The sequence below is a fragment of the Variovorax sp. dw_954 genome, assembly GCF_018449755.1.
Lineage (GTDB): Bacteria > Pseudomonadota > Gammaproteobacteria > Burkholderiales > Burkholderiaceae_C > Variovorax.
On record NZ_JAAVVD010000005.1, the window covers coordinates 1 to 26477 of the forward strand.

The following is a 26477-nucleotide window of genomic DNA, read 5'->3' on the forward strand; positions in this document are numbered from 1 at the left end:
CAGCCAGATGGGACCGGCCGACGTCGATGAGTCCTGGCTGCGCTCGGCGCGCCACCTGCATGCCACGGGCGTGTTCCCGGCGATCTCCGAGACCAGCCTGCAAGCGGCGATCAAGACCATGGACGTGATGCGCGGCGCGGGCCGCACGATCTCCTTCGACACCAACCTGCGCCCCACGCTGTGGAAGTCGACCGAGGTGATGCGCCACTGGATCAATCACCTCGCCTCGCTCGCCGACTGGGTGCTGCCTGGCATCGAGGAAGGCCTGCTGCTGACCGGCCACGACACGGCCGAGGGCATCGCGCGCTTCTACCGCGACAGGGGCGTAAAGCTCGTGGTGGTGAAGCTCGGCGCCGCGGGAGCCTATTTCGACAGCCATGCCGAAGGTACCGGTTATGTCGACGGCTATCCGGTGAAGAAGGTCGTGGATACCGTCGGTGCCGGCGATGGCTTTGCGGCCGGCGTGGTCAGCGCCTTGCTCGAAGGCCGCAGCGTGCCGGATGCAGTGCGCCGTGGCGCCTGGATCGGCGCGCGCGCCGTGCAAGTCCTTGGCGACACCGAAGGCCTGCCGACGCGCGAAGAACTACAGCAGGGCGGATTTTGAGATCAGCTGCTTCTCATGACAGCTTGCAGGCTCGACGCCCCACCATTGCGGCCGTCGCGGCGTCTGCCGGCGTATCCAAGGCCACTGTCTCGCGATATTTCAATCACGAGAAGCTGCTCACGCCCGACATCGCAGCGCGCGTCAAGAAGGCGATCACCGAACTCGATTACGCGCCCAGCCCGATGGCCCAGGCGCTCAGCCGTGGTCGTTCGCGATTGATCGGCCTGATCGTGGCGGACATCACCAATCCGTATTCCGTCGCGGTCTTGAGAGGCGCGGAAAAGGCGTGCCAGGAAGCCGGCTACCTGGTCATGCTTTTCAATCTGGGGAATGCGGTCGGACGCGAGCGCGAAGCCATCGATGCGCTGGCGGGCTACCAGGTCGACGGCTTCATCCTGAACACGCTGGGCCGCGGGGCTGGCGTCGTGGAAGCGCTCGAGCGCAACGGCAAGCCTGCCGTGCTGGTGGATCGGCGACACAGCGGCATGACGGCCGATTTCGTGGCCCTGGACAGCGCCGACGCGATGGAGACCGCCTGCAAGCACCTGATCGGGAATGGCTACCGTGAACTCATGTACGTCACCGAGCCGAAGAAGGGCGTGAGCAGTCGGCGCGAGCGTGCGACTGCATTCAACAAATGCATTGCTTCGCAAGCCGGGCTGGTGGCAGGGCAGGTGTTCGAGTATTCGGAGGAAGACGGCCAGTTGCTGGAAGACGCGATACGTGCACTTCTTCTCCGCGCGAAAAGCGCAACGGATGGCCGACGCGCTGCCGTCATCTCCGGCAACGCCGTGGTCACGCTGCGCATTGCAAGCATTGCGGCGCAGTGCCATTGGAGGTTCGGCGCCGACGTGGGATTTCTGGGTTTTGACGATCCCGAGTGGGCACCCCTCATCGGCCCCGGACTGAGCGCCATTGCCCAGCCGACCGATGCGATCGGGCGGGCGGCGGCCACCTGCCTGATCGATCGGTTGCATGGTGAGCAAGCGGCACCGAGGCAGATCCTCTTGCCGGGACAACTGGTGATACGAGGATCGTCCGATAGACGTGGGTGAGGAGCCTGCTACGCCGGGCTCCAAAGCCCGTTTCCTGCTGCAAAGATCCCGGCGCGCAACTCATATGAGAAGGGCAATGCAAAGGTTTGCGACGGCGCTGCAAAGCAGGGCCGTCATGCGGCCTTCGGGACTGCGCCGTGGACGAGCTTGCCCTTGTGAAATACGGCATTGCGGACGGGTAGACGGGCAACCGCTTCAGCCGAGCAACTCGCAGGCAGAAGATTGAAGCTCGCCTCGTCCCCGGCTTTCGGCCAGGCCTGCTCACCTTTTTCGTTGAGCGGCGTGACGAAGCCGGTCGCATAGCCCAGCGTGCGGCTGATCTCGTACTCCGTGCTGGCGTACTGGAGTCGGGCGATCTCCTGCGCCTTCTGCAGGATGTCGCAATTGCCAAACGAGTTCCACCAGTCCATGACGCTGTCGGTGCCGCAGATCACCTTGACGCCCGCCTCGTGCAGTTCGCGCAGCGGCATGGCGCTCCTGCCCAACGGAACCGCGCTGGCCAGGGTGACGTCCAGCGCCTTCATGCGGGCTGCGATGTCCTTGAGTTCGTCCCTGGAGAGCTCGGCCAGCGAATAGGCGTGGCTGAAGGTCACATTGCCTTGCAGCTGCTTGTTCTTCTCCACGTGATCCATGATGCGATTGAATGCAGGCAGGGCGGTTGCGCGCGGCTCATGGATATGGATGTCGATGCCGACGTTGAAATCGATCGCGAGTTGTACCGTCGTATCAACCGACTTCTCCATCGCGTGATCGAAGGAGGTAGGGTCGACCCCGCCGACATAGCTGACACCGCCCGACCTCAGCGCCTCGCGCATCAAGCCTGTGCTGTCGGAGGCCAGCAGGCCGTGTTGCGGAAAGATGATGATCCTCGAATCAAGCGTGCCTTTGAAACGCTTGAGCGACGCCTTGAGATGTTCGAGATTGCCCAGCTTGCTGACGGGATCGACATTGCAATGGCTGCGGCACACCGTCGTGCCTTGCGAGTGCATGAGGCGGACCATGGCAGCCGTACGCTCTTCGGCCACCGGGAGAAGCCTGGGCAGGAGCTCGTGCTCCTGGGCGACGCGATCTGCCCGGCCATGCTGCGTGGGAAGTGTCGCTTCCCACGGGCCGCCGTAGAAGGTCTTGTCCAGGTGGATGTGCATGTCGCGAAAGGTCGGGAGCATCAACTGCCCTTGCGCGTCATAGACCGCGGCGTCTGAAGGCACAGCCGACTTCGCATCCAGGATTTCGGCAACCGCGCCACTGGCGATGCGCAACGTCTTCAGTTCGGTCCTGGTATGCGTGAGGACCGGCGTATCGAGCCAGGCCTTTTTCTCTTCGACAAAGCCGGTCTCGAGACGGACGTTGGTGAGGTAATAGACGCTCGGCAGGGCCTGCACGCTGGAGACGGGCGTGGTGACCGTGTTCACGTCGATCAGCGATGCCGCGGTTGCGCTTCCGGCGTGCCCCATCAGGCTGGCCCCAAGGGCCAGACCTCCGGCGCCGACGCCGCCCATGAAGCCGCGACGCGAAAGCCCTGACGGTGGAATGTCCATATTCGAGTCCTTGATGGAACTGCCGAAATACGTTGATTGGACGGGTCGACACATGATAGGTGCGGATCTGCGCGATGTCTCCGGGTCCGCCGACCCGCAGGGCCTGGCAACGAGCGGTCATGCTGCCATCGCCGAGCGTCAACGCATCGGTTGCGGCGTACGTCAAAGCCTGGGGTGTGATTCCTCCTCCCGTGTGGGGTCGCCTCAAGAGGTTGAAGCGACTAGCGTCGAGGGTTGCCACTCATCTCAAGGAGAGTTCCATGTCAGCAAAAATATGCGCCCTGGCTTTCGCTTGCACCGTCGCGTGCGGAAGCACGTTCGCCTACGGACCCAATGGCCACTTGGAAGTCGGCGCGATCGCCGACGCGATGATCGCGGGAACGCCAACCGCCACGCAGGTCCGCAAGATCCTGGGGAGCACCCTGCGCACCGCCTCGGTCTGGGCCGACTGCGCCAAGGGCGTGAGTCCCACGACCTTCAAGTATGGCGGCGAGGGCCGGTACGCCGAATGCGCCATCTATGAGAACACGGCCAGCGAGCGGCAGATGGAAGCCTTCGTACGCCGCAATGTGGGCAACTGCACCTCGCGATTCAACAACACCGAGCCCTGCCACAAGCAGTACCACTACACCGACGTCGCGGTGCAACGCGTGGCCTACGAGAAGGGGAAGGTCGGAACCACCGACCAGGACGTCGTCTCGGCCATTGCCGCGACCATCGCCGTGCTCCAGGGCAAGCCGTGTCCACCACCGTTCGACATCACGAGCAAGAAGGAGGCATTGCGCCTGCTGTCTCACTACGTCGGCGACATCCATCAGCCGCTGCACGTGGTCGCCGTCTACGTGGATGCCACCGGAAAGGTGGTGGACCCGGACGAAGGCCCCTTTGACGCGGACACCGAAACACACGGTGGCAACGATCTGCTCATCGGCTCGAAGAAACTCCACAGCGAATGGGACACGGTGGCATCGAGCCTTGCGTCGCAGCCGCCATCGGCGGCCCTGATGACGCTTGCGCGCGCGGTGCCCGTGACGGCGGGAGACATGTCGGGCTGGTCGACAGCATGGGCGACCGAAACGCTCACCGATGGGAAAGTCGCGTTCGACGGCGTCACGTACGCCGCCGCGGATGCCCATCATCACCACGGCGTCACGCTGCCTGCCGGCTACTCAAAGCTGAAGACGGATGTCCAGCGCAAGGAGATTGCCAGGGCGGGTGCGCGCCTCGCACAGGTCCTGACCGCGATCTGGCACTGAACACGATTGCGCTGCTCTGCGCTGCAAAATCCGCTACTTCCTTGTCAGTAGAAGTTGGCCCATTTTCTGAAGCCTGTCCCTGAGTCCGCCGGCGATGACGTAGAGCACACCGGGCAGCTCGATTTCCATCGTGACTGTGGCGTCGAGGACCTGAATTGCGCCCGAAATGGTCTGCCCCAGCGCGGCGACGCTGAAGATGAGCCGGTCACCGTCCCAGCGCTCGCTGCGGGCCCCGCTGCTGCCGGGCAACAGGTGGATGATCTTCGCGAAACCGCCCTCGATGCGACGTCGCGCCTCGGCGCGGCCGAGCTGATGTGGAATGCTGATGACGATGGGCGTTGCCATGCGCATAGGGTGCAGCGAATCGACGCACGGGGCAAGGGCCTGCAGGGCGGCGTGGCCCCCGGGTGCGCGAGACGGTGCACCGATCGGGCGGTGCGGTTCCGATGAGGCAAGAAAAGTCCCCGAGGCGTGCGCCCCGAGGACCAAGTCCACCAAGGTGAGGGTGGAGGAGACATCTGAATGCACCGCAATGGTGGATGACGGATCGCCATTTCGCCAGTGCATCGATACACGCAACTTGCGTGCCGCACTCGCGTGGCGTGAAGTGCGCGTGTACGAGCGGGAAGCCGCGGCGGTGGTCAAGGCTTCGGCGAGCCGAAGGCAAAGGATTGCCCTGCCGCGCGCTTGGGCGAAGAATGTCGAAGTTCCTCCGAGGTGCCCAGCATGACGAAGCTGTATCTTTCCGTCGGTCCCGATCACCAGCGCGTCGAGTACCGCGACAGGAAGCGCTGGTGGTGGCTGTTGTCCGTGGTCTACCCGCTGTTGCCGTTCACCGGCATCGCGTTGCACGCCGCCACCGGCCACGAGATCGCCCTGGGCCTGCCGTTGCTGATCAGCTACGGCCTGATGCCGCTGCTGGACCTGCTGATCGGGGAGGACCAGAACAATCCACCCGAAGCCGTCGTGCCGCAGCTCGAGCAGGAGCGCTACTACCGCTGGCTCACCTGGCTCACGGTGCCGCTGCATTTCGTCGCGCTCATCGGCTGCGCCTGGTGGGTAGGAACGCACGACCTGTCGTGGTGGGCGGTGCTGATGCTCGCCTACGTGGCAGGCACCGACTCGGGGCTGGGCATCAACACGGGGCACGAACTGGGGCACAAGAACACCGCGATCGAGCAATGGCTGGCGCGCCTCGTCCTCGCGGTGCCGGCCTACGGGCACTTCACCGTCGAGCACGGACGCGGGCACCATCGCTCGGTATCGACGCCCGAGGACCACGCGAGCGCGCGCATGGGCGAGAGCATCTATCGATTCGCCTGCCGGGAACTGCCGGGTGGCATCCGCCGCGCATGGTCGCTGGAGGCCGAGCGCCTTGCCCAGCAGCGCAGGTCGGTCTGGAGCGTGCACAACACCATGCTGCAGAGCTATGCCGTGATCTGGTCACCAACCTCGCGTTGTTTCACCTGCAGCGGCCCTCGGACCATCATGCGTATCCATTGCGCCGCTACCAGTCGCTGCGGCACCTCGAGGACCTTCCGCAACTGCCGAGCGGCTACTTCGGCATGTTCCCGCTCTCGTATGTTCCCGCGCTGTGGTTCCGCGTCATGGACCCGCGGCTGCTGGCGCTGCCGCATGTGAATGGCAACCTGGCGCGCGTGAACATCGACCCGGATCCGGAACGCCGCGCGAGGCTTGTGGCGAGGTACGCCGGAGGTGCCGAAGCGAGCGGGGGCAGCTTGCAGGCTTGATCCGCATTCACGCCGTCGTGCGCTGCATGCCCCGCGCGGTTTCCGTCACGGCCGCCCTGAGCGACCGCACGGTCGGGTGCGCCTCCAGTTCCTTCAGCGTGAAGAAGCTCACCGGCGGCAGGTTCCAGCTCAGTCGGTAGGGCAGGGCCGCGCAGTGGCCTCCGCGCGCCATCTCGGCCACCACGTCGCGGGCCAGGATCGAGACCGCGTTCGTTTCGGTGCGCAGCACCATCTCGATGCTGCGGATCGACGTGGTTTCCAGCATCGGCAGCGGCGGCTGCACGCCCGCGCCCACGAAGATCGCGTTGTAGGTTCGGCGCATGGGCGTGTTGGGCGGCGGCAGGATCCAGTCGAGCTGGGCCAGCCGTGCCCAGTCCAGCGCTCCGCGGGACAGCCGCTTGACGCTGGTCGCGCACACCACGAGGCAGGGCTCCTGCTGGTGGATGGCCTCCTGCACCACTTCGCTTGCATCGCCGTCGTAGGAGCGGCCGATCGCACAGTCGAGTTCTCGCGCGACGAGGCCGGCGACGAGTTCGTCGGTCGTTCCTTCGCGCGTCATGACGGCCATGCGCGGCGTGCGGTTCAGCAGATGGTTGAGTGCCGCGGACAGCAGTTGTTGCGGCACCTGCGGCGTCAGGCCCAGGCGCAGGCGCCCGCCGTGGCCGGCTTCCAGCGAGGTGAGGACGCGCGTGGTGGCCTCCAGGTCGGCCAGCCATCGATGGGCGTAGCGCAACACGGCCTCGCCCGCAGGCGTAGGGACCAGTCCGCGGCTGGTGCGCTCGAACAGCTTGCTGCCGAAGATGTCTTCCGCTTCGCGCAGCGCCTTCGTGATGGCCGGTTGGCTCAGCCGCATCTCGGCCGCCACGCGGCCCAGCGTGCGGTGGCGGTCGATGGCTTGCAGCAATGAAAGCTGGCGCATCTTCAGGCGCGACAGCAGCGCGTGTTGCAGGTCGGTGGCGGGGTCCCGGATGTTCGGCATGGTCATAACTCGAAGGTTATCGAGCCATCAGAATTTAGTGCATTTTGGTGAATTGAGGCGCCTAGACTTTCTGCATGCCCAACGCCACCCCATCCACCTTCACAGACCACCTGGCCCCATTGCTCGACGCGCTCCCGGAGGCGCGAGGCGTCGACGCCGCCCTGCGCCTGATCGACGATTGCCGCCGTCAGATTGCCGGCGACAGCGTCTTCAGCATCCAGCAGAACGTGACGACGGCACACGACCCGATCGACGAGATCCGGCTGAGCCGCTTCTATTCATCCGAAGCGGATCGCTTCCCGGTCAAGGGCGCCAAGCGCAAGACGCTCACGCCGTGGACCGAGTGCCTGTTCGTGCACGGCCGCGTGTTCGTCGCGGAGGGCCCCCAGGCGCTGCCGCTTCATTTCGATGACTTCGAGCAGATGCACGCACTGGGCCTGCAGAGCGTGATCAACGTGCCGCTGCTGCAAGGCACGCTCTGCTACGCCACCTTCAACGTCTTCGGCACCCGCGCCCGCTGGCTGCCGCACGAGGTCTGGGGCATCCGCCTGCTGGCGCTGGCTGCGGCGCGCTGGGTGCCGGTCGCGCCCGGGCTGGCACAGCGTTTTGCCGGTGCGTCGCTCGGCAGCCCCGTGGAGGTTTGACCATGCCCGTCACCGCACTGCACCACTTCACGATCCGCTGCACGCCGGACGAACTGCCGCCGCTCGTCGACTTCTATACGCGCGTGCTGCGACTGCAGGTCGGCGCGCGGCCGGACATTCCCGCGCCCGGCGCCTGGCTCTATGCGGGAGGCCAACCGATCGTGCACCTGTATGCGCACCTGTCGACGCCGGATGCGGCGGTGCGGCCCGTCACCGGGCATCTGGACCACATCTCGTTCCGCTCGCAGGGCTTGAAGGAAATGCGCGAGCACCTCGCCGCGGCCGGCGTGCCCTTTGCGGAGGCGCCGATTCCAGGATGGGCCATCCAGCAGTTGTTCCTGCACGACCCGCGCGGGCTGAAGATCGAGATGACGTTCTGGCTGGACACGGAAGAGGAGGGCGCTGCATGACCGACTTCATCCAGGCGGGCGAGGTACGCACCGCGTTCGAGCGCCATGGGGAAGGCCCGCCGCTCGTGCTGATGCATGGCGCGGAGGCCTCGCGCAGCATGTTCGCCGCGCTGGTGCCGCATCTGTCGAGGCACTTCACCGTGATCGCGTACGACCAGCGCGATTGCGGCGACACCGAGGCGCCCGAGCGCGCGGCAACGCTCGCCGACCTCGCGAACGACGCACAGCAGTTCATCAAGGCGCTGGGCTTCAAGCGGGCGCATGTGTTCGGCTCGTCGTTCGGCGGACGCGTGGCGCAGGCGCTGGCGCTGCTGCATCCGCAGGCCATCGATCGCCTCGTGCTCGGGAGTACCTGGCCGCTGCCGCGTCCCTACGAGGAGCTGTGCCCGGATGCACGCCGCCTGGCCGCACTGCGCAGCGGCTTGCCCGGTACCGCGCAAGAGCTGGCAACCTGGTTCTTCCCCGAGGCGTTTCTCGCGCAGCGGCCGGAACTGCGCCACATCTTCGCCAGCGCGAGGCCCGCGTCGGCCCGATCCGCGCGGCGGGCCGCAACTGTGGCCAGCACCCTGGACCAAGGCGTGGCCGACATCGTCGCGCCCACCCTGGTGCTGGCCGGCGAACTCGATCGCGTGGTGCCGCCGTCGGTCACGCTCGCGATGGCGGGCCGCATCGGGGGCGCGGACGCCGTCCTGCTGCCAGGCATCGGCCATGTCACGGCGATGCAGGCGCCCGAAGTCATTGCCCATCACATGGTCCGTTTCCTGAATCCCAAAGGAGTCAAGGCATGAACACAACCCTGCTGGCGGCCGCGCCCGCGATGAAGCGCGGCCGGCCCGACTACATCCGCATCGAGGGGCTGTCCAAGAACTTCGGCCGCGGCAATGACGGCGTGCTCGCGCTCAAGCAGATCGACTGCACCATCGAGCAGGGCAGCTTCGTCACCATCGTCGGACCCAGCGGTTGCGGCAAGAGCACGCTGCTGCGCATCCTGGCCGGCCTGCTTGACTACAGCGTCGGCAAGGTGGTGCTCGACGGCCAGCCGATCCATGGCACGCGGCGCGACGTGGGCGTGGTGTTCCAGAGTTCGATCCTGCTGCCGTGGCGCACGATCCTGGAGAACGTGATGCTGCCGGCCGAAGTGCTCGGCATCGACCGCAAGCAGGCGCGCGAACGCGCCATGCAACTGTTGCACATGGTCCGTCTCGAAGGCTTCGAGCACAAGCTGCCGCGTCAGTTGAGCGGCGGCATGCAGCAGCGCGCCTCCATCGCGCGGGCGCTGCTGCACGACCCCAAGATCCTGCTGATGGACGAGCCCTTCGGCGCCCTCGACGCCATGACGCGCGAGCGCATGAACATCGAGTTGCAACGCATCTGGATGGAGAGCGGCAAGACCGTGGTGCTCATCACGCACTCCATTCCCGAGGCGGTGTTCCTCGGCGACAAGGTCTTCGTGATGTCGCCGCGCCCGGGCGCGCTGGAGCGCGTCCTGCCCATCGACCTGCCGCGGCCGCGATCGATGGACGTGATGTCGCACCCGACTTTCGCCGCGGCGTCCGCCTCGATCCGCGAGCGCTTTTCGCATGCCGTTTCATTCGACTGAAGAAGAAGGTGCTGCCATGACCACTGCCACGATGAACACCGAATCCGCCCCGCAGCCCGAGGTCGTCACCACGAAGCGGGCACAGGCGCCGCAGCCACGCCGCGGGAATCCGCTCGGGTCCACACGCGTGCAGTCGATCCTGCTGCTGATCGCGCTGCTCGGCACATGGGAAGGGGCGGTGCGCCTCTTCAAGGTACCCGGGCATCTGGTGCCGCCGGTGAGCGACATCGCGGTTGCGCTATGGCGAGGCCTGGCCACCGGACCGATGGCGAAGGACGGCTTCTGGTACCACGGCGGCGTCACGCTCGCCGAGATCCTGCTGGGCTTCGCGATCGGCAGCGGCGTGGGCCTGGCCATCGGCATCCTGGTGTCGCAGATGCCGAAGGTGGAGGCATTGGTGGAACCCTACGTGGCCGCGTTGCAGAGCGTGCCCAAGGTGGCGGTGGCGCCGATCATCGTGGTGTGGCTCGGCTTCGGCATCAGCTCCAAGGTGGTGATCATCTGCATGCTGACTTTCTTCCCGGTGCTGGTGACCAGCATCGCGGGCTTCAAGGCGGTGGACCCCGACCGCATCGACTTGCTGCGCTCCCTGTCGGCCACGCGCTGGCAGATCTTTCGCAAGGCCAAGTTCCCGAGTGCGCTGCCCTATGTCTTTGCCGGCCTGAACATGGCCGCCGCCTTCAGCGTGGTGGGTGCGGTGGTGGGCGAGTTCGTCGGGGCGCAGGCGGGGCTTGGCGTGCTGATCCTGCAGATGGAAGCGCAGGCCGACACCGGCGGCAGCTTTGCGGTGTGTGTCGTGCTCTCGGTGATCGGCATCGCGCTGACCAGCCTGTTGCGGCGCGTGCAGGCCCGGGTGCTGCACTGGATGCCGGCCGACAGCTCCCAGCGCACGGTCAATGCCTGAAACCGCCCTCGGTGCGGCGGGCGCATCCAGCTGCACGACTTTCTTTTTTTGAACGCGGCCGGTACGGTACCGGCAAGGAGTGAACCATGTTGACACGTCGTGATTTCGCATTGGGCCTGGGCGGCCTGGGACTCGTGGGCGGCCTGCCGGCCCTGGCGCAGAACCTGCGCATCATGAAGGTCGCAAACACCGCGGCGGTCAACGACCCGCAGCAATGCTTCGTCACCGCAGGTCAGTCGCCGAAGCTGAACTTCTACAAGTCCGGCGGAGTGGACGTGGAGTACGTCAACATGTCGAGCATGACGCAGGCGCTGCAAAGCCTGCGCGCCGGCCACGTGGAGTTTGGCCCGGCCGTCCCCGGCATCCTGGTGCCGGCGATGGTCAAGGACCCGACGCTCGACCTGGTGAGCGTCTACAAGTGGCTGCCGCGCAATGCCAACGTGATCGTGGTGAAGCCGGACAGCCCGATCAAGACGGCTGCCGACCTGGCCGGCAAGCGCATCGGCGTGCGCAGCCAGGGCGACACGGGCATCGTGATCACCAAGACCATGCTGGCCGAGCTGGGCCTGAAGGACGACAAGTGCGAGTACATCGCCATCGGTGACGGCGCGCCGGCCGGCGCGGCGATCGACAACGACCGGGTCGATGCGATGGTGGCTTTCGACACGGCGGCCGCGCGCATCGAACTTGTCGGCACCAAGCTGCGCTACGTGCCGCTCACGCCCAAGTTTGCGCAGCTCGGCTCCGGCTGGATGTGCGTGCCCCGCAAGCTGCTGAAGGACGAGCGCAAGAACCTGGTGGCGCTGTTCCGCGGCATCGCCAAGTCCACCATCTTCTCGAACGCCAACCTCGACGCCGGCATCGACCTGCACTGGGCTGTGTACCCCGAGAGCAAGCCCAAGGGTCGCACCGAAGACGAGGCGCGCAAGGAACTGGCCTTCATCCTGAAAGACCGCAAGAACAGCTGGATGCGCCGCCCCGACGACCCCGACCAGCGCATGGGCGCATCGTCGCTGGCCGAATGGCAGGCCAACATCGCGATGGCCGCCGAGAGCAGCAAGAACCCGAAGCTGGCCGAAGAGCTGGGCGACCCCAACCGGCTGTTCTCCAACGAGTTGATCGACGAGGTCAATGCCTTCGACAAGCAGGCGGTGGTGGAGATGGCGAAAGCGTTCAAGCTGTAGGCGAACAGAATCTTTTTCACGCGCAACACTCAGGAGCAGCCCCATGGACGTCCTCATTTCCGGAGCCAGCATGGCCGGCCTCTCGGCCGCCTGGTGGTTTGCCCATCTCGGTCACCAGGTGACAGTGATCGAGCGTGCCGATGGCCTGCGTCCCGGCGGTGCGCCGATCGACGTGCGTGGACGCGCGCTCGGCACGGCAAGGCGCATGGGCATCCTCCAGCAGATCGATGACCAGAAGGTCGTGATTGCAGGCCCGGCGCCGGTGCTCGATGCCACCGGAACACAGGTCGCGACGCTGGATCTGCGCTGGTTCGCCAACGAGACCGACGAGGACATCGAGATCTCGCGCGACCGCCTCAACCGCATCCTGCTCGGCGCGATACCGGAGGATGTCGAGTTTCGTTTCAAGGCGTCCATAGCGTCGATGGTCGACGGTGCGGATGGCGTGGCGGTCACTTTCCTGGATGGCGCGCAAGGCCGCTACGACCTCGTGGTCGGCGCCGACGGCCTCCACTCCAATGTGCGCAAGCTCGCCTTCGGGCCCGAGAAGAACTACGTCCGGCACTTCGGCTACTACGTCGCCCTCGTCGATCTCCCGAACGATCGCCCATGGCAACGAGGCATGCTCAACGTCCCGGGCCTGACCATCGCCGTGCGCGATGCGGGTGACGGTCCGCAAGCGCTCATGCTGTGCGCCAGTCCGGAGATCGACTACGACTACCGTGACGCGGCCAGTCATCGCGGGATCGTCGATGGCTTCCTGTCGCGGGTCGACGCCTGGCAGGTGCGCGAGATCCGCGCGGCGTTCACCGATCCCGCCGCCAAGGGTTTCTACTTCGACTCGGTGAGCCAGACCCACATGCCCAGCTGGATCCACGGCAACGTGGCGGTCATCGGCGATGCAGGCCACTGCGCGGCGCTGCTGTCGGGCATGGGCACCACCTTGGCAATGGTGGCCGCGGAAACGCTTGCGAGCACCTGGACCGACTGCGGCGGCGACATGGGCGCTGCCGCGCCCATCTATCACGAGCGCCTGCGTCCCTACGTCGAGCAGTGCCAGGCCTTCGCGCACGAGGGCGGACCGATCATGGTGCCCATGACGCAGGAAGCGCTCGACCAGCGCAACGCCAAGTTTCGGGCGTGTGCCGAGGAGTTCGCGGGGCGCTTCGAGCCGGCTCGCGCTTGAGGGTTGGGCACTGCGAGCGGCTCTTCCCGGCAGGTCGTCGCGCTAGCCTGGCGCTTTGGGCATCCTGGCGAGCATCGCGTCGAGCCGCAGCGCGTCGCCCACTGCCTGGCCGGCCGCCGTGTTGTCGAAGATGCACCAGCAATGCTGGACGTCCGCGACCGCCGTCGACAGCCGCGGCGCGAGCAGGCGGAGCAGGTCATCCTCGTAGCGCGACCAGTACATGCGCGGCGATCCGTGCAGCCGCAAGTAGACGGTCTCGGGCCATCCGCCTGGTGCCGCTCCCGCGTCATGGCGCACCGGGTCGGCGAGCACGCGGCCGAAGCGCCAGCTCGCGAGCAATGCATCGACTTCCGGCGTGAACCAACTGACATGACGCGGCTCGATCGCTACCGGTCCTGCGTAGCGTCGGCGCAGCGCGGTGGCGAAGCGGCCCGCCACGCGTGCGTCAAAGGCCAGGCTCGGTGGGAGCTGGACCAGCAGGCAGCGCAGTCGCTCTCCAAGGCCCTGGACCTGATCCCGGAACGTGTCGAACACCTGCATCGCACGAACCAGCCGCAGTTCGTGCGTGATGGCCTGCGGAAGCTTGACGCTGAAGGCAAAGTCGGGCGGCGTGCTCGCGGCCCAGCGCTCGTAGGTCTGCCGCCGATGCGGCCGGTAGAAGGAGCTGTTGATCTCCACGGCATGAAACCGGGTGGCATAGCGGGCGAGATGCGAGGAGCCCTCGCCGAACGCGTCCGCAAAGTCCCGTGGCACATTCCAGCCCGCGCAACCGAGATGGATGCCGTGACCATGCGGTGTTTCCATGGCGCGGCCATCCTTGTCTGCCTGGTGGTGAGTTTGCATGCTGAAGTCCCTTTTGCGCCGTCACGCACCTGCGATGATCGAGCGTCTATTTCAAGGAAGCAAAGTGCTCATAGTCCACCATCTCGGCAAGTCGCAATCGGAGCGCATCGTATGGCTCTGCGAGGAGCTCGGCCTGACGTACGAACTCAAGCACTATGTGCGGGATCCTGTCACCTCCCTGGCGCCGCCGGAACTCGTGGCGTTGCACCCGCTGGGCACGGCGCCCGTGATCAGCGACGGGGAGCTTCTGCTTGCGGAGTCCGGCGCCATCATGGAATACATCATCGCGAAGCACGGGGGTGGCCGGCTGGTGCTCGGACCGGACCATCCGGACTTCGTCGACTACATCTTCTGGTGGCACTACGCCAACGGGAATTTCCAGCCGAACATGGGCCGCAACATGTTTGTCCGGCGGCTGCAACTGCCGTCCGACAATCCCATCGCAGCGCGCCTGAACAGCCGGCTTGTCAGCGCCTTCGCGCTGATCGAGGGCCGGCTCGGCGATGTACCGTTCCTGGCCGGCAAGGACTTCACCGCCGCGGACATCATGACCGGCTTCTCGTTGACGACGATGCGCTACTTCATGCCCTTCGACCTCACGCCGTATCCGAACATCCTGGCTTACCTGCAGCGCATCGCAGGGCGCGAGGCCTATCAGCGCGCGATGCAGAAGGGCGACCCAGGCATGCCGCTCCTGCTTGCCTGATCGCGCCATCGTCCTCCGTCAGCTCGAGAGGATCTCGCCGAGCCAACCCTGGCACTCCCGGGGGAGCCGAATGCCGCGCTCAGTCATGGCGGCGGCAAACCCGGGCTTGTGCCTTGCGTATTAGCCCAGTGGTGACACCCCGGTCAACCAGACGTGTACCCGGTACAAGAAACCTCCATAGACCACCAGCCCGCCGACGACCACGATCAGGTCGTTCATGGCACCTGCAGGGGCCCGAGGCACGCTGTGCGGCACGGCACGCCGCTTGACGGAAATCCTGTCCGCCACGGCCCACGCAAGGAAGGCCCCGAACAGCAGCACGTCAGCGAGCGTGCCGTTGGCCAACAGGTGCGCCGTGGCCCAGAGCTTGACGGCAACCAGCATCGGGTGCCTGGCCATGCGCGCGATGCGGCCGGGCAGGTAGGCGGCAAACAGCAAGGGAAACACAGGAACCATCAGCAGCAGCGCGACATGGCGCAGGGCCTGCGGCGGCGTGTAAAGCACAACCGGACTCTGGCGGGCAACGCCGTAGCCGTAGATGAGCAAGAGCAGTCCGGCCAGCGACGCGAGGGAATAGAGGCCCTTCCAGAGCTTTTCTCCGTGCCGGCCGATCTGCGCATCCCGCCAGGCTGGCGCGACGATCGAGACCGAATGGATGCCGAGGAACAGGATGAGGCCAGCGACAAGAAGTGGCATGGAATTTTCTCCGCGGGCGGTTACGGCGCGATGGTTGCACGGTGGGACGAACGGGCTGCGTCGAGCTGCAGGATGCTGCGCGTGCCAGCATTCTGCGCGCTGACTCACTCTCCTGCGTCAGTCCTGCTGGCTGCTGAAAGGCACTAGAGCAGGCCTGCGCCTTGCGCCGTCTCCAGCATCGAACGCGACAAGTCCGCGAACTGCGCATTGAGGTCTGATGACGGTGCTGCCACCACGGTCGCGGTCCACACCAGCCGGCTGCTGCTCACCTCGGTGACACGACCATTGGCTGCGAAACCCGTTGACCAACCACCGCCGCCCACCGGAACGCTCAGGCCGATCCCTCCGCCCCCGCCGCTGCCGAAGTTGAATCCGCCGATCCCCAGCGAGACACCCGAGCCCGCGTTGGAGGTTGCTGGCGTCAAGGTCATCGTGAACACGGCCTTGGCCCCGAGCGCGCGGGCGCTGGCAACGAGTTGGCCGTCGAGTTCGCGGTCGTTGAGCAGCACAGTACCGGCGGGCACCTGCACCGGCGTGGCGCCCTTCGCGAGCACCTCGCGGTAGAGCCCGTCCTCGCAGGTGCGGCGCATCGCCACGTCGAAGGCGTCGCACGCGATGAGCACCTTCTCGCCCCGGAGGAACCCCGACTGCGCACCGAGGGCGGGATTCGTCCATTGCGCCTGGCGCTGCGGCGCGGAGGAGCACCCCGCGACGGCCAGCACGGCTGCCAGCAATCCGACTGCTGCCGAGGCCACGGCTCCAAGGCGATGCGAGGTTTTCATCCGTCGGATGGTGAAGTCGCCGGGCGAGTCGCCACGAAGGAACACATACGGATTCGTCGTAGGACGAGCGCGCCCGCCAGGGCCCTCCCATGCACGCGTTGTGGAAAAAGGATGACGGCGCACCGCCCCCCGTCATGCTAAGAAGTGCGTCCGGCAGTCGATCGCATCGTCACGCAACGGTGGGACGACTCTTTGCTCACCTCATACCCCCACGAGGTATCCATGACCATCACCATCAATGGCTTGCCGGCGGAGTTGCCCGGCGATCCGCGGGTTTCGCTGCTCGATTTCCTGCGCGAGCATCTCCATCTCTACGGCGCCAAGAAGGGCTGCAACCAAGGCGCATGCGGCGCGTGCACGGTGCTTGTCGATGACGATCGCGTGCTCGCGTGCCTGACATTGGCCGTGCAGTGCGAAGGCAGCTCCGTGACCACGATCGAAGGGCTTGCGAAAGAGGGCGAGTTGCATCCGCTCCAGAAGGCTTTCATCGAGCACGACGGCTTCCAGTGCGGCTACTGCACGCCCGGGCAGATCTGCTCGGCCGTCGGGATGGCCGGCGAGTTGCGGCGAGGCGTTCCCAGTCATGTCACGGCGGACCTCTCGGCCGCCACGATCGCACTCAGCCACGACGAGCTGCGCGAACGCATGAGCGGCAACCTGTGCCGCTGCGGGGCCTACAACGGCATCGTCGCGGCCATCGCCGAGACCTGTGCGGAGGCCGCGTCATGATGCCCTTCACCTACCATCGCGCGCAGGACGCGGGCGATGCCTTGCGGCTGTGCACTCAGCCGGGCGCCAGGTACCTGGGCGGCGGCACCAATCTCGTGGACCTGATGCGCGAGGCGATCGAGGGCCCGGGCATGCTGGTCGACGTGACCGGGCTGTCCAGGGACATCGAGGAACGCGCGGACGGCAGCCTGTGGATCGGCGGCGCCACGCGCAACACGGCGCTCGCCTCGCATCCCGCAGTGAGAAGCCGCTACCCGGTGCTGGCCCGGGCGATCACGGCCGGCGCTTCGGCCCAGATCCGGAACATGGCGACGGTCGGCGGCAACATCCTGCAGCGCACGCGCTGCACCTACTTCTACGACTGCGAGGGTTCGCGCTGCAACAAGCGAAACCCCGGCCAGGGTTGCGATGCGCTTGACGGCTTCAACCGCGGCCATGCCATCCTGGGCGCCTCGCCGGGTTGCGTCGCGACGCATCCGTCCGACATGTGCGTGGCGCTCGCGGCGCTCGATGCGGTGATCCACCTCCAGGGCGCCCGGGGCGAACGCACCTTGCCGATCACGGACCTGCATCGCCTGCCCGAAGACCATCCCGAAATCGACACGCTGCTCGAGCCCGGCGAACTCATCACCGCGATCGAATTGCCCGCGCTGGCATTCGGTGCTCGTTCGACCTATCGGAAGGTCCGCGACCGGGCCAGCTTCGCCTTTGCGCTGGTCTCGGTGGCCGCTGCGCTCGAACTGGACGGCGACACGGTCAAGGACGTGCGCATCGCCCTGGGCGGGGTCGCGCACAAGCCGTGGCGTGCCTGGAAGGCGGAACAGGCGCTGCGGGGACAGCCGGCCACGGCAGAGAGTTTCCGGATGGCGGCCGAGGCGGAGCTGGCCGCCGCACAGCCCTTGCGGGACAACGGATTCAAGGTCGAGCTGGCGAAGCGCACCATCGCCGCCGTGCTCGTCGAACTGACGGAGATCAAAGCATGAGCATCGTTCAGGAAGCCCTTCAGGCGGTCATGAAGAAGGCCATCGAGATCGCTCCCGATGCATGGATGCCCGGTGGCACGCCCGATCCGCTGATCGCGCGCCGGCAAGGTCTGATCGGTGCGCCGATCTCGCGCGTCGACGGGCCGCTCAAGGTGCGGGGCGAGGCGCGCTTCGCGGCCGAGTTCCCGATGGAGGGCATGCTCTATGCCGCGCTGGTCTACAGCACCGTGCCCAAGGGGCGCATCGCCATGCTCGACACCGCCGCGGCGGAAGCCGCGCCCGGCGTGGCGCTGGTGATGACGCACAAGAACGCACCGCGCATGAAGCCGATGCCGCTCTTCATGTCGAAGAGCAAGGCCGCCGGTGGCGACGATCTGCCGGTGATGCAGGACGACAGGGTGCACTGGAACGGCCAGCCGATCGCCGTCGTGCTCGGCGAGACCCAGGAAGGGGCGGATCACGCGGCATCGTTGATCCGCGTGACGTATGAAGCCGAGCCGGCGACGACTTCGTTCGCCGCGGCCAGGGCGAAAGGGACGAAACCCGGCACCTTCCAGGGCGAGCCGCTGAAGCGGGAAATCGGCGACGCCGAGGCCGCACTCGCAGCGGCCCCGCACCGGGTGGATGCCGTCTATCACACACCGCGGCACAACCACAACGCGATCGAGTTGCACGGCGCGACCCTTGCCTGGAAAGACGATGAACTCACCATCCACGACGCCTCGCAGGCCGTCTCGCACATGGCCTGGTCGATGGCGGAAATCTTCGGGCTGGACGAGAAGCAGGTGCATGTGACCTCGCCCTTCGTCGGCGGCGGCTTCGGCAGCAAGACGCTGTGGGGACACCACGTGCTTGCGGCGGCGGCCTCGAAGCTGGCCGGCCGACCGGTACGCGTCATGCTGAGCCGCGAGGGCGTCTACCGCGTCGTCGGCGGCCGCACGCTCACCGAGCAACGCGTGGCGCTCGGCGCGCAGGCCGACGGTCGCTTCGATGCATTGATCCACACCGGCGTGGTCGCGATGACCGCGCACAACAACCTGCCGGAGCCCTTCGTCCTTCCGGCCCGCTCGGCCTATGCGGCCGGCAGCTTCAAGCTCGACGTGGAGGTGGCCACCCTCGACATGCTGGCCAACACCTTCATGCGCGCACCGGGCGAAGCGGTCGGCACCTTCGCACTCGAGAGCGCCATCGACGAACTGGCCTGTCTCATGAAGATCGATCCGATCGAACTTCGCATCCGCAATGAGCCGGAGAAGGATCCGACCACCGGCGCACCCTTTTCGTCTCGCCATATCGTGGAGGCGTACCGGGCCGGAGCGGAGCGCTTCGGTTGGGGCCTGCGCAACACCGCGCCTGGCTCGCGACGCGAGGGCGAGTGGCTGGTCGGCATGGGTTGCGCCACGGCCACGTACCCTTACTACCGCATGCCCGGTGGCGCGGCCCGCATCACGCTCAGCCGGGACGGCCAGGCCAAGGTCGAGATCGCGGCGCACGAGATGGGCATGGGCACCGCCACGGCCCAGACCCAGGTCGCTGCCGAGCGGCTCGGCCTGCCGATGGAGAAGGTTCGCTTCTGCCACGGGGACTCCCGCTTTCCCGGGATCGTGCTGGCGGGTGGCTCGCAGCAGACAGCCGCGATCGGCAGCGCCGTGATGGCAGCGCAACAGGAACTCGTCGCCGCGTTGCTGAAGCTCGCCGGCAAGGAGTCGCCACTGCATGGCCTGAAGCCGGACGAGGTGGCGTGCCGCGACGGCGGCCTCGGCAAGCTGGACGACCCTGCGCGCTTCGAGCGCTACACCGCCATCCTCGCGCGGGCCGGGCGAAACGAGCTCGTCGTGGAAGCAAGCGCGCCGCCGCCGCTGGAAACACAGCACTGGTCGATGCATTCGCACGGCGCGATGTTCTGCGAGGTGCGGGTGAACGCGGTGACCGGCGAGACGCATGTCAGCCGCTTCCTCGGCTCGTTCGACTGCGGACGGATCCTCAATGCCAAGACAGCGGGCAGCCAGTTCCGCGGCGGCATCGTAATGGGCCTGGGCCTCGCGCTGATGGAGGAGACGCAGTTCGACGAACGCAACGGCCGCGTCATGAATCCAAGCCTGGCGGAATACCACGTGCCCGTGCACATGGACGTGCCAGAGATCGACGTGATCTGGACCGACATCGCCGATCCGCGTTCGCCGATGGGCGCTCGCGGTGTCGGTGAGATCGGCATCACCGGGGTCGGGGCCGCGGTGGCCAATGCGGTTTACAACGCCTGCGGAAAGCGCGTGCGTGTGTTGCCGATCACGCTGGACAAGTTGATGGGCTGAACGGACACGCGGGTCAGGCGCCGGTCCCCGCCATCGACGCAATTAGTAGTCGCGTCGGGGAATCCAGCGTGAGTGCGCGGCGCGCCACACGGTCCTCCGCCTCTCCAAGGCCCACCAGCGCTTCGATCTCGCCGGCCACGCTGGTGGCGATCGGCACGCCATCGCGATACAGCACGCGCGAGCCCGCGACGCGCGGCACCCTGGCACCCTGCACGATGGTGCCGAGCAGGTTGGCCGGGTCGCTGGCCGCCAGCACGATCAGCGAACCGTCGCCTGGCGTGCGGCGCATCCGGCGCATGGCGGCCACCGCCTCGGGCAGCGCGAACTGTTCGCCCGGCACGCCGGCGATGAAGCGCCCGCCGCGAATCTCGCCGCGCGCCTCCAGTCGGCGGCACACGCGCACCATGTCGCGCCACGGCGGCAGCCAAGCGGCTTCGCGTTCGAGCAGACGCCAGCAGATCACGCCATAGCGGCGCAACAGCACGTGCACGACCTGTTCGATGGCCTGCGTGGGGTTGTCGTCGGCTGTTTGCGGCTGGGCTTGCGGCCGCACCAGCGTCCAGCGCCCCGCGTCCTCGATGCCGGAGAGCGGCACGCGCCGGCGCCGCCGCGAGTCGGCCGATGCACGCTTCGATGCGGGCACGAGCAGCGCGCGCAGGCCTGCGAAGCTGTCGCAGCGCACGCGGCCCTTGGCGACCAGTTCCGTCAACGCCATCTCGATCTCGACCGGCAACAGGCGCGTGCCGCTCGCGATCTCGTCGAAGAAGCAGGCGCCGTGCTGCGCCAGGTGCGTTGCGACGCGTTCGGCGCGCGAGCCCAGCGTGTCGTCATCGGCGGGCGAGGGCGCAAGCCCGGTCCACAGCGAAGCGCTGCGGCGTGGCAGCAGCACGACCGGCGTGGCCCGAAGGGAGTTGTTGCCGGTGCCCTTCGCGGCTTCGAGGGCGGATGCGGGCAGGGGCCGTAGCCGTGTCCACAACACGCGGCCTGCGGTGCACAGGTCGTCGAGCCACGCGCTTGAGTAGTCGGCGACGCGCGCCGGCAGCAGGTCCGCTTCCCACACCGCCGCGGGGGCCTCGTAGCCTTCGAGCTGCGACAGCACGCCCGAGAGCGCCTCCGGCCCGCTCACGCGCGTGGCTGCACCGACGTGCTGCCACTCGAAGAGGAAGCGCATGAAGTCGCGCGGCTCAACCGGCTCGATCTCCCGGCGCAGGCGCTTGAGCGTGTAGCGATGGATGCGCGCCAGCAGATGGCGCTCGCACCATTCGACGGTGTCGATGCCCGGTGTGAAGCGGCCTTGCAGCACGCTGCCTTCGGCTTGCAAGGCGAGCAGCACGGATTGCACTTCGGCGTGCGGCAGGAACAGCGCATCGGCCAAGGCGGCCACGCTGACCGGGCCGAGGCCGCCGAGCCGGGATCGCAGCAGTTCGCGCAACGCGGTGTCGTGGCCTGCCGGTTGTTCTGCGTCGGCCGGGGCGGCGATGGCGGGCTGCATCGGCGCGTCGGGCGCGATGGCCCGCCAGAGTGGCAGCCGCTCGGCCGCCGCCCACACGCCGCGTGCGCTGCGGCCCTTGCCATGCAGCAGCAGCCGCGTCGCACGGCCGGCCTTGGCAAGGGCGCCGAGCCAGGGCTTCCAATCGGCCTCGCGCGCCACCTCGTCGTCGCTGATCGCGCCCAGCATGCCCAGCGCCTCGTGCATCTCATCGGGGCTGCGCGGCTGCGGCCAGGCTTCCTCGCGCACGCTGGCGATCGCTTCGGCATCGAGCTGCCCCACGTCGTCGGCACTTTCCGGGTCGGTGTAGCGGCGGTTCTGCACGGCCATGGTCCGACGTTCCTCGATGGGCGCATCGTCGAGGAAGGCGTAGGGGCGCGCGTTGAGCGCTTCCATGGCCAGGGGTGATGGCGCGGGCAGGTCGAGCGCCACCATGCGCACTTCGCCCGACTCCATGCGGCGCAGCAGGGCGAGCCAGCCGTCGGCATCCATGGCCTCGTGCAGGCAATCGTCCAGCGTCTGCGCGACCAGGGGATGCTCGGGGATCTCGCGCTCGCCCGCGAGGTTCTCGGCGCATGCCACCTGATCGGGGAACACCGCCGCGAGCAGGTCTTCGGAGCGCATGCGCTGCAACTGCGGCGCCACCTTGCGGCCGCCGGTGAAGCGCGGCAATGCGAGCGCGGTGGTCGCGTTCCAGCGCCAGCGCACGCCGAAGAGGGGCGCGTCGAGCAGCGCCTGCACCAGCACGTCCAGCGCGGTGGCGGAGTGCAGGTAACGCGCCACTTCGTCCAGCGGAAAACTGTGGCTGGTCGAGAGCGACAGCACGATCGCGTCCTCGGTCGCCGCGGCCTGCAACTCGAAGTTGAAGGTGCGGCAAAAGCGCTTGCGCAGCGCCAGGCCCCAGGCACGGTTGAGCCGGCTGCCGAAGGGCGAATGGATCACCAGCTGCATGCCGCCAGAGGCGTCGAAGAAGCGCTCCATGACGAGGGTGCGTTGCGTCGGCAGCGTGCCGAGCACTGCGGCGCCGTGCGCGAGGTGTTCGACGATCTGGCGCGCTGCCTCCTCGTCGAGGCCGATGGACTGCATGAGCAGATTCATCGCCGCATCGCGCCCGCCATCGGCCAGTGACTGGGCCACTTCCTCGCGCAAGCGCGAAACGCCGAAGGACAGCTCATCGCTGCGCCCCGGCGCCTCGCCCAGCCAGAACGGAATGTTCGGCGCGGCGCCATGCGCGTCTTCCACCCGCACGCGGCCTGGCTCGATCTTGAGGATGCGGTAGCTGGTATTGCCGAGCTGGAACACGTCGCCTGCCAGGCTCTCGACCGCAAAGTCTTCGTTGACCGTGCCGATCTTCTCGGCCTGCGGCTCCAGCATCACGGTGTAGTCGCCGGTCTCGGGAATGGTTCCGCCGGAAGTCAGCGCCGTCATGCGCGCACCCTTGCGCTCGCGCAGCAGGTGGTTCACGGCATCGCGGTGCACATAGCCGGCGCGCTGGCCCTGCCGCGTGGTGAAGCCCTCGGAGACCATGCGAACGACCTCCATGAAACGTGCGTGCGTGAGCTGCGCATAGGGCCATGCGCGGCGCATGAGCGCGAAGAGATCGTCCTCCTGCCATTCGCGGCAGGCGGTCTCGGCCACGATCTGCTGCGCAAGAACGTCGAGTGGCGCGGGCAGGATGCGCAGTGCGTCGAGTTCGCCGCGGCGGATGCAGTCGAGCAGTGCGGCGCACTCGACCAGTTCGTCGCGCGATTGCGGGAAGAGCCGCGCCTTCGGCACGCCGCCCACCGCATGGCCGGATCGCCCGGCGCGCTGCAGGAAGGTCGCGATCGAGCGTGGCGAGCCGAGCTGGCAGACCAGGTCAACGTCGCCGATGTCCAGCCCCAGCTCCAGCGAGGCGGTCGCGACCAGCACCTTGAGTTCGCCGCGCTTCAGGCGCTGCTCGGCCGCGAGCCGCGTCTCCTTCGACAGGCTGCCGTGGTGCGCGGCAATCGCCTCCTTGCCGAGGATTTCGCCCAGGTGCCGCGTCGCCCGCTCGGCCATGCGCCGCGTGTTCACGAAGACCAGCGTGGTGCGGTGCAGCCGGACCAGTTCGGCGACGCGCGAATACACCTGCGTCCACTGGTCGCCCGACATCACCGCTTCGAGCGGCGCGGGCGGCAGCTCCAGCGCCAGGTCGCGCTCCTTGGCATAGCCGATGTCGACGATGTCGCATTCGGCCGTGCCATCGGCGCGCAGCGCGCCCGCGCCGACGAGGAAGCGCGCCACTTCGTCGATGGGCTTTTGCGTGGCCGACAGGCCGATGCGCACCGGCCGCCCGCCCCAGCCGGATGCGCAGAGCGATTGCAGCCGCTCCAGCGACAGCGCCAGGTGGCTGCCGCGCTTGCTCGCGGCAATCGCGTGGATCTCGTCGACGATCACGCTGCGCACGGTCGACAGCATCTTGCGCCCGGAGAGGGACCCCAGCAGCACGTAGAGCGACTCCGGCGTCGTCACCAGGATGTGCGGCGGCTTGCGCAGGTTCTGCTGGCGTTCGCGCGGCGGCGTGTCGCCGGTGCGCACGGCTGTCCGGATTTCGACATCGGGCATGCCGAGCTGCGCCAATTCCGCCCGGATGCCGGCCAGCGGTGCGTCGAGGTTCAGGCGGATGTCGTTGGACAGGGCCTTGAGCGGCGAGACGTAGACGACCGCCGTCTCTTCCGGCAGGCCGTCCGGCTCCAGACCCTGACGCACCAGCTCATCCAGCGCAGCCAGGAAGGCGGTGAGCGTCTTGCCCGACCCGGTCGGCGCCGCCACCAGTGTGTCGCGACGCGCGCGAATGCTCGGCCACGCCGCCACCTGCGCCGCGGTGGCGGCGGGGAAGGTCCGCTGGAACCAGCGGGAAACGGCGGGGTGAAAGGATTCGGTGGGCATGTCGTCTGCGGGCCGCGGGCCGGAGCGCCCTGGAGACGATATATGCGGCCGGATGCCCGCAGCGCAAGCAGGTTGATTCGACGGCTACTTCACCTTGCCTTTGCCGAGGATGCCCGCCAGCACCTGCTTCACGGTGTTGGCCACCACGCCGCCCAGTTCTGGCTCCGACGCGGCCATCTTGATGAAGTTCCTCGCATCCTTGGCCGTGATGTGTGGCGGCAGGGGCGGCACGTTGGGGTCGGTCACGCATTCGAGCAGCACCGGGCGGTCGGCGGACAGGGCCTCGTCCCATGCGCTGCCCAGGCGCTCCGGATCGTCGACATGGATGCCGCGCAGCCCCAGCAGTTCCGCATAGCGCGCATATGGAAAGTCCGGCAGCGCCTGCGTCGATTCCGTCTTGCCTTCGCCCATCTGCACGCGCTCTTCCCAGGTCACTTGCGACAGGTCGCGGTTGTTGAGCACCATCACGATGAGGCGCGGATCGGACCACTGCTTCCAGTACCTGGCAATGGTGATCATCACGTTGAGTCCGTTCATCTGCATGGCGCCGTCGCCGATGAAGGCGATGACCACGCGATCCGGGAAAGCCATCTTCGCCGCCACCGCATAGGGCGTGGCCGAGCCCAGCGAGGCGAGGCTGCCCGAGAGCGAGCCCATCATGCCGCGGCGCATGCGGATGTCGCGCGCATACCAGTTGGCGACCGTGCCGGCGTCGCCGGTGAAGATGCAGTTGTCTGGCAGGCGCCTGGAGAGCTCCCAGAACACGCGCTGCGGGTTGATGGGCCTGGCCGGCTGCATGGCGCGCTCCTCCAGCGTGTTCCACCACTTTGCGACCTTGGCCTCGATGCTGTCGCGCCACGCGTGCTCGGTCTTTTGCGCCAGCAGCGGCAGCAGGGCTTGCAAGGTGACGGCGCTGTCGCCCACCATGTTGACTTCCATCGGGTAGCGCAGGCTCAGCATCGTGCCGTCGAGGTCGATCTGGACCCCGCGCGCGTCGCCGGGCTTGGGCAGGAACTCGCTGTAGGGAAAGGCCGAGCCGATCATGAGGAAGGTGTCGCAGCCCTGCATGAGGTCCCAACTCGGCTCGGTGCCCAGCAGGCCCAGCGAGCCCGTGACCCATGGCAGATCGTCGGGCAGCACGGCCTTGCCGAGCAAGGCCTTGGCCGCCCCGGCCTGCAAGCGGTCCGCCACGGCGATGACCTCGTCCGTTGCGCCGCGCGCGCCTGCGCCAACGAGGATGGCCACCTTCTTGCCTGCGTTCAGCACATCGGCAGCGCCTTGCAGCAGGCCGGCGGCGGGCAATTGCGCAGGGCCTGCATAGCCCACGCCGGTGTGCGTGGAGCCATGCGCCATGGGCGGCTCCTCGTAGTCGAGCAGCTGCACGTCGTTGGGCAGGATCACGCAGGTGACGGTGCGCCGCGTCGCGGCGATGCGCACCGCGCGGTCGATAAGGTGGCGCACCTGGCTCGCCACGCTGGCCGTGGCGACGAAGTCGGCCGCCACGTCCTTGAAGAGCGACTGCAGGTCGACCTCCTGCTGGTAGTGCGCGCCGATCGAACTGCGCGCTTGCTGGCCGACGATCGCGACGACCGGCACGTGGTCCATCTTCGCGTCGTAGAGACCCGTCAGCAAATGGATCGCCCCGGGGCCGGAGGTGGCATAGCACAGGCCGACTTCGCCTGTGAACTTGGCATGACCGGTGGCCATGAAGGCAGCCATTTCCTCGTGGCGCACCTGCACGTAGTGCATGTCCCTGGCTTTTTCGAGCGCGACGTCGAGACCGCCCACGCCATCGCCCGGATAGCCGTAGACGCGATGCAGGCCCCATTGCTTGAGGCGATGCCACACATATTCGCTGACGTTCATGCTCATGACGAGGCTCCTGTCGTGTCGGGTCATCCTCGGCACGACTGCCG

The 26477-nt window shown here is 67.2% G+C and carries 23 protein-coding genes; 15 read left to right on the forward strand and 8 right to left on the reverse strand.

Annotation, left to right across the window (positions count from 1 at the left end):
- The coding region (locus HB681_RS10060; RefSeq protein ID WP_213954678.1) for a sugar kinase at positions 1–604 on the forward strand (604 nt) is incomplete at its 5' end.
- A 23-nt stretch (positions 605–627) separates the two neighbouring features.
- Positions 628–1659: a substrate-binding domain-containing protein gene (locus tag HB681_RS10065; protein ID WP_213954679.1), complete on the forward strand. Its 1032-nt coding sequence runs from the start codon at positions 628–630 to the stop codon at positions 1657–1659.
- Positions 1660–1772: 113 nt separating this feature from the next.
- Here HB681_RS10065 and HB681_RS10070 read toward each other — a convergent pair whose 3' ends face one another.
- Positions 1773–3197, reverse strand: coding sequence for an amidohydrolase (locus HB681_RS10070; RefSeq protein ID WP_213954937.1), 1425 nt, complete (start codon positions 3195–3197; stop codon positions 1773–1775).
- Between the two features lie 260 nt (positions 3198–3457).
- Between HB681_RS10070 and HB681_RS10075 the strand changes: the two genes are divergently transcribed.
- Positions 3458–4453 carry a S1/P1 nuclease gene (locus tag HB681_RS10075; protein ID WP_213954680.1) on the forward strand — a complete coding sequence of 332 codons (996 nt, stop codon included), beginning with the start codon at positions 3458–3460 and terminating at the stop codon, positions 4451–4453.
- 33 nt (positions 4454–4486) lie between these two features.
- On the opposite strand, the gene HB681_RS10080 is transcribed toward HB681_RS10075, so the two are convergent.
- Positions 4487–4798: a polyhydroxyalkanoic acid system family protein gene (locus HB681_RS10080; RefSeq protein ID WP_213954681.1), complete on the reverse strand. Its 312-nt coding sequence runs from the start codon at positions 4796–4798 to the stop codon at positions 4487–4489.
- Positions 4799–5179: 381 nt separating this feature from the next.
- Here HB681_RS10080 and HB681_RS10085 point away from each other — a divergent pair, with 381 nt between their 5' ends.
- Positions 5180–6094, forward strand: coding sequence for a fatty acid desaturase (locus tag HB681_RS10085; RefSeq protein WP_256734894.1), 915 nt, complete (start codon positions 5180–5182; stop codon positions 6092–6094).
- A 117-nt stretch (positions 6095–6211) separates the two neighbouring features.
- Here HB681_RS10085 and HB681_RS10090 read toward each other — a convergent pair whose 3' ends face one another.
- Positions 6212–7183 (reverse strand): LysR family transcriptional regulator, encoded by a 972-nt coding sequence (locus tag HB681_RS10090; RefSeq protein WP_213954682.1) that lies wholly within the window; start codon positions 7181–7183, stop codon positions 6212–6214.
- 74 nt (positions 7184–7257) lie between these two features.
- On the opposite strand from HB681_RS10090, the gene HB681_RS10095 reads away from it, so the two are divergent.
- The 7 genes from HB681_RS10095 (at position 7258) to HB681_RS10125 (ending at position 13111) form a co-directional block, all read left to right on the forward strand.
- Positions 7258–7827 carry a GAF domain-containing protein gene (locus HB681_RS10095; protein WP_213954683.1) on the forward strand — a complete coding sequence of 190 codons (570 nt, stop codon included), beginning with the start codon at positions 7258–7260 and terminating at the stop codon, positions 7825–7827.
- A 2-nt stretch (positions 7828–7829) separates the two neighbouring features.
- Positions 7830–8237 (forward strand): VOC family protein, encoded by a 408-nt coding sequence (locus HB681_RS10100; RefSeq protein ID WP_213954684.1) that lies wholly within the window; start codon positions 7830–7832, stop codon positions 8235–8237.
- Positions 8234–9025, forward strand: a complete 792-nt coding sequence (locus HB681_RS10105; RefSeq protein WP_213954685.1) for an alpha/beta hydrolase — start codon at positions 8234–8236, stop codon at positions 9023–9025. The genes HB681_RS10100 and HB681_RS10105 overlap by 4 nt, the downstream gene beginning before the upstream one ends.
- 29 nt (positions 9026–9054) lie before the next feature.
- Positions 9055–9837 (forward strand): ABC transporter ATP-binding protein, encoded by a 783-nt coding sequence (locus HB681_RS10110; protein WP_213954938.1) that lies wholly within the window; start codon positions 9055–9057, stop codon positions 9835–9837.
- 16 nt (positions 9838–9853) lie between these two features.
- Entirely contained in the window at positions 9854–10741 is an 888-nt protein-coding gene (locus tag HB681_RS10115) for an ABC transporter permease (RefSeq protein ID WP_213954686.1), read from the forward strand.
- Positions 10742–10827: 86 nt separating this feature from the next.
- Positions 10828–11925, forward strand: a complete 1098-nt coding sequence (locus HB681_RS10120) for an ABC transporter substrate-binding protein (protein WP_213954687.1) — start codon at positions 10828–10830, stop codon at positions 11923–11925.
- Between the two features lie 43 nt (positions 11926–11968).
- A complete protein-coding gene (locus HB681_RS10125) occupies positions 11969–13111 on the forward strand; it encodes an FAD-dependent monooxygenase (protein ID WP_213954688.1) in 1143 nt (380 codons plus the stop codon).
- Positions 13112–13153: 42 nt separating this feature from the next.
- Here the strand turns inward: HB681_RS10125 and HB681_RS10130 are convergent, their stop codons facing one another.
- Positions 13154–13954 (reverse strand): DUF72 domain-containing protein, encoded by an 801-nt coding sequence (locus tag HB681_RS10130; protein ID WP_256734895.1) that lies wholly within the window; start codon positions 13952–13954, stop codon positions 13154–13156.
- Between the two features lie 64 nt (positions 13955–14018).
- Here HB681_RS10130 and HB681_RS10135 point away from each other — a divergent pair, with 64 nt between their 5' ends.
- Positions 14019–14660, forward strand: coding sequence for a glutathione S-transferase C-terminal domain-containing protein (locus HB681_RS10135; RefSeq protein ID WP_213954689.1), 642 nt, complete (start codon positions 14019–14021; stop codon positions 14658–14660).
- 120 nt (positions 14661–14780) lie between these two features.
- Here HB681_RS10135 and HB681_RS10140 read toward each other — a convergent pair whose 3' ends face one another.
- Both HB681_RS10140 and HB681_RS10145 read right to left on the reverse strand, forming a co-directional pair.
- Positions 14781–15356, reverse strand: a complete 576-nt coding sequence (locus tag HB681_RS10140; protein WP_213954690.1) for an NnrU family protein — start codon at positions 15354–15356, stop codon at positions 14781–14783.
- Between the two features lie 143 nt (positions 15357–15499).
- Positions 15500–16138 carry a hypothetical protein gene (locus HB681_RS10145; protein ID WP_213954691.1) on the reverse strand — a complete coding sequence of 213 codons (639 nt, stop codon included), beginning with the start codon at positions 16136–16138 and terminating at the stop codon, positions 15500–15502.
- A 222-nt stretch (positions 16139–16360) separates the two neighbouring features.
- Between HB681_RS10145 and HB681_RS10150 the strand changes: the two genes are divergently transcribed.
- From HB681_RS10150 to HB681_RS10160, 3 genes are read left to right on the forward strand one after another with little or no spacing between them, the layout of a single operon-like run.
- On the forward strand, positions 16361–16867 hold the full coding sequence (locus tag HB681_RS10150; RefSeq protein ID WP_213954692.1) for a 2Fe-2S iron-sulfur cluster-binding protein: 507 nt from the start codon (positions 16361–16363) through the stop codon (positions 16865–16867).
- Entirely contained in the window at positions 16864–17850 is a 987-nt protein-coding gene (locus tag HB681_RS10155) for a xanthine dehydrogenase family protein subunit M (protein ID WP_213954693.1), read from the forward strand. The genes HB681_RS10150 and HB681_RS10155 overlap by 4 nt, the downstream gene beginning before the upstream one ends.
- A complete protein-coding gene (locus HB681_RS10160) occupies positions 17847–20162 on the forward strand; it encodes a xanthine dehydrogenase family protein molybdopterin-binding subunit (RefSeq protein WP_213954694.1) in 2316 nt (771 codons plus the stop codon). Before HB681_RS10155 ends, HB681_RS10160 begins: the two co-directional genes overlap by 4 nt.
- A 13-nt stretch (positions 20163–20175) precedes the next feature.
- On the opposite strand, the gene HB681_RS10165 is transcribed toward HB681_RS10160, so the two are convergent.
- Both HB681_RS10165 and HB681_RS10170 read right to left on the reverse strand, forming a co-directional pair.
- Positions 20176–24561: a DEAD/DEAH box helicase gene (locus HB681_RS10165; RefSeq protein WP_213954695.1), complete on the reverse strand. Its 4386-nt coding sequence runs from the start codon at positions 24559–24561 to the stop codon at positions 20176–20178.
- Between the two features lie 84 nt (positions 24562–24645).
- Positions 24646–26433: a thiamine pyrophosphate-requiring protein gene (locus HB681_RS10170; protein ID WP_213954696.1), complete on the reverse strand. Its 1788-nt coding sequence runs from the start codon at positions 26431–26433 to the stop codon at positions 24646–24648.
- Positions 26434–26477: the final 44 nt, after the last annotated feature.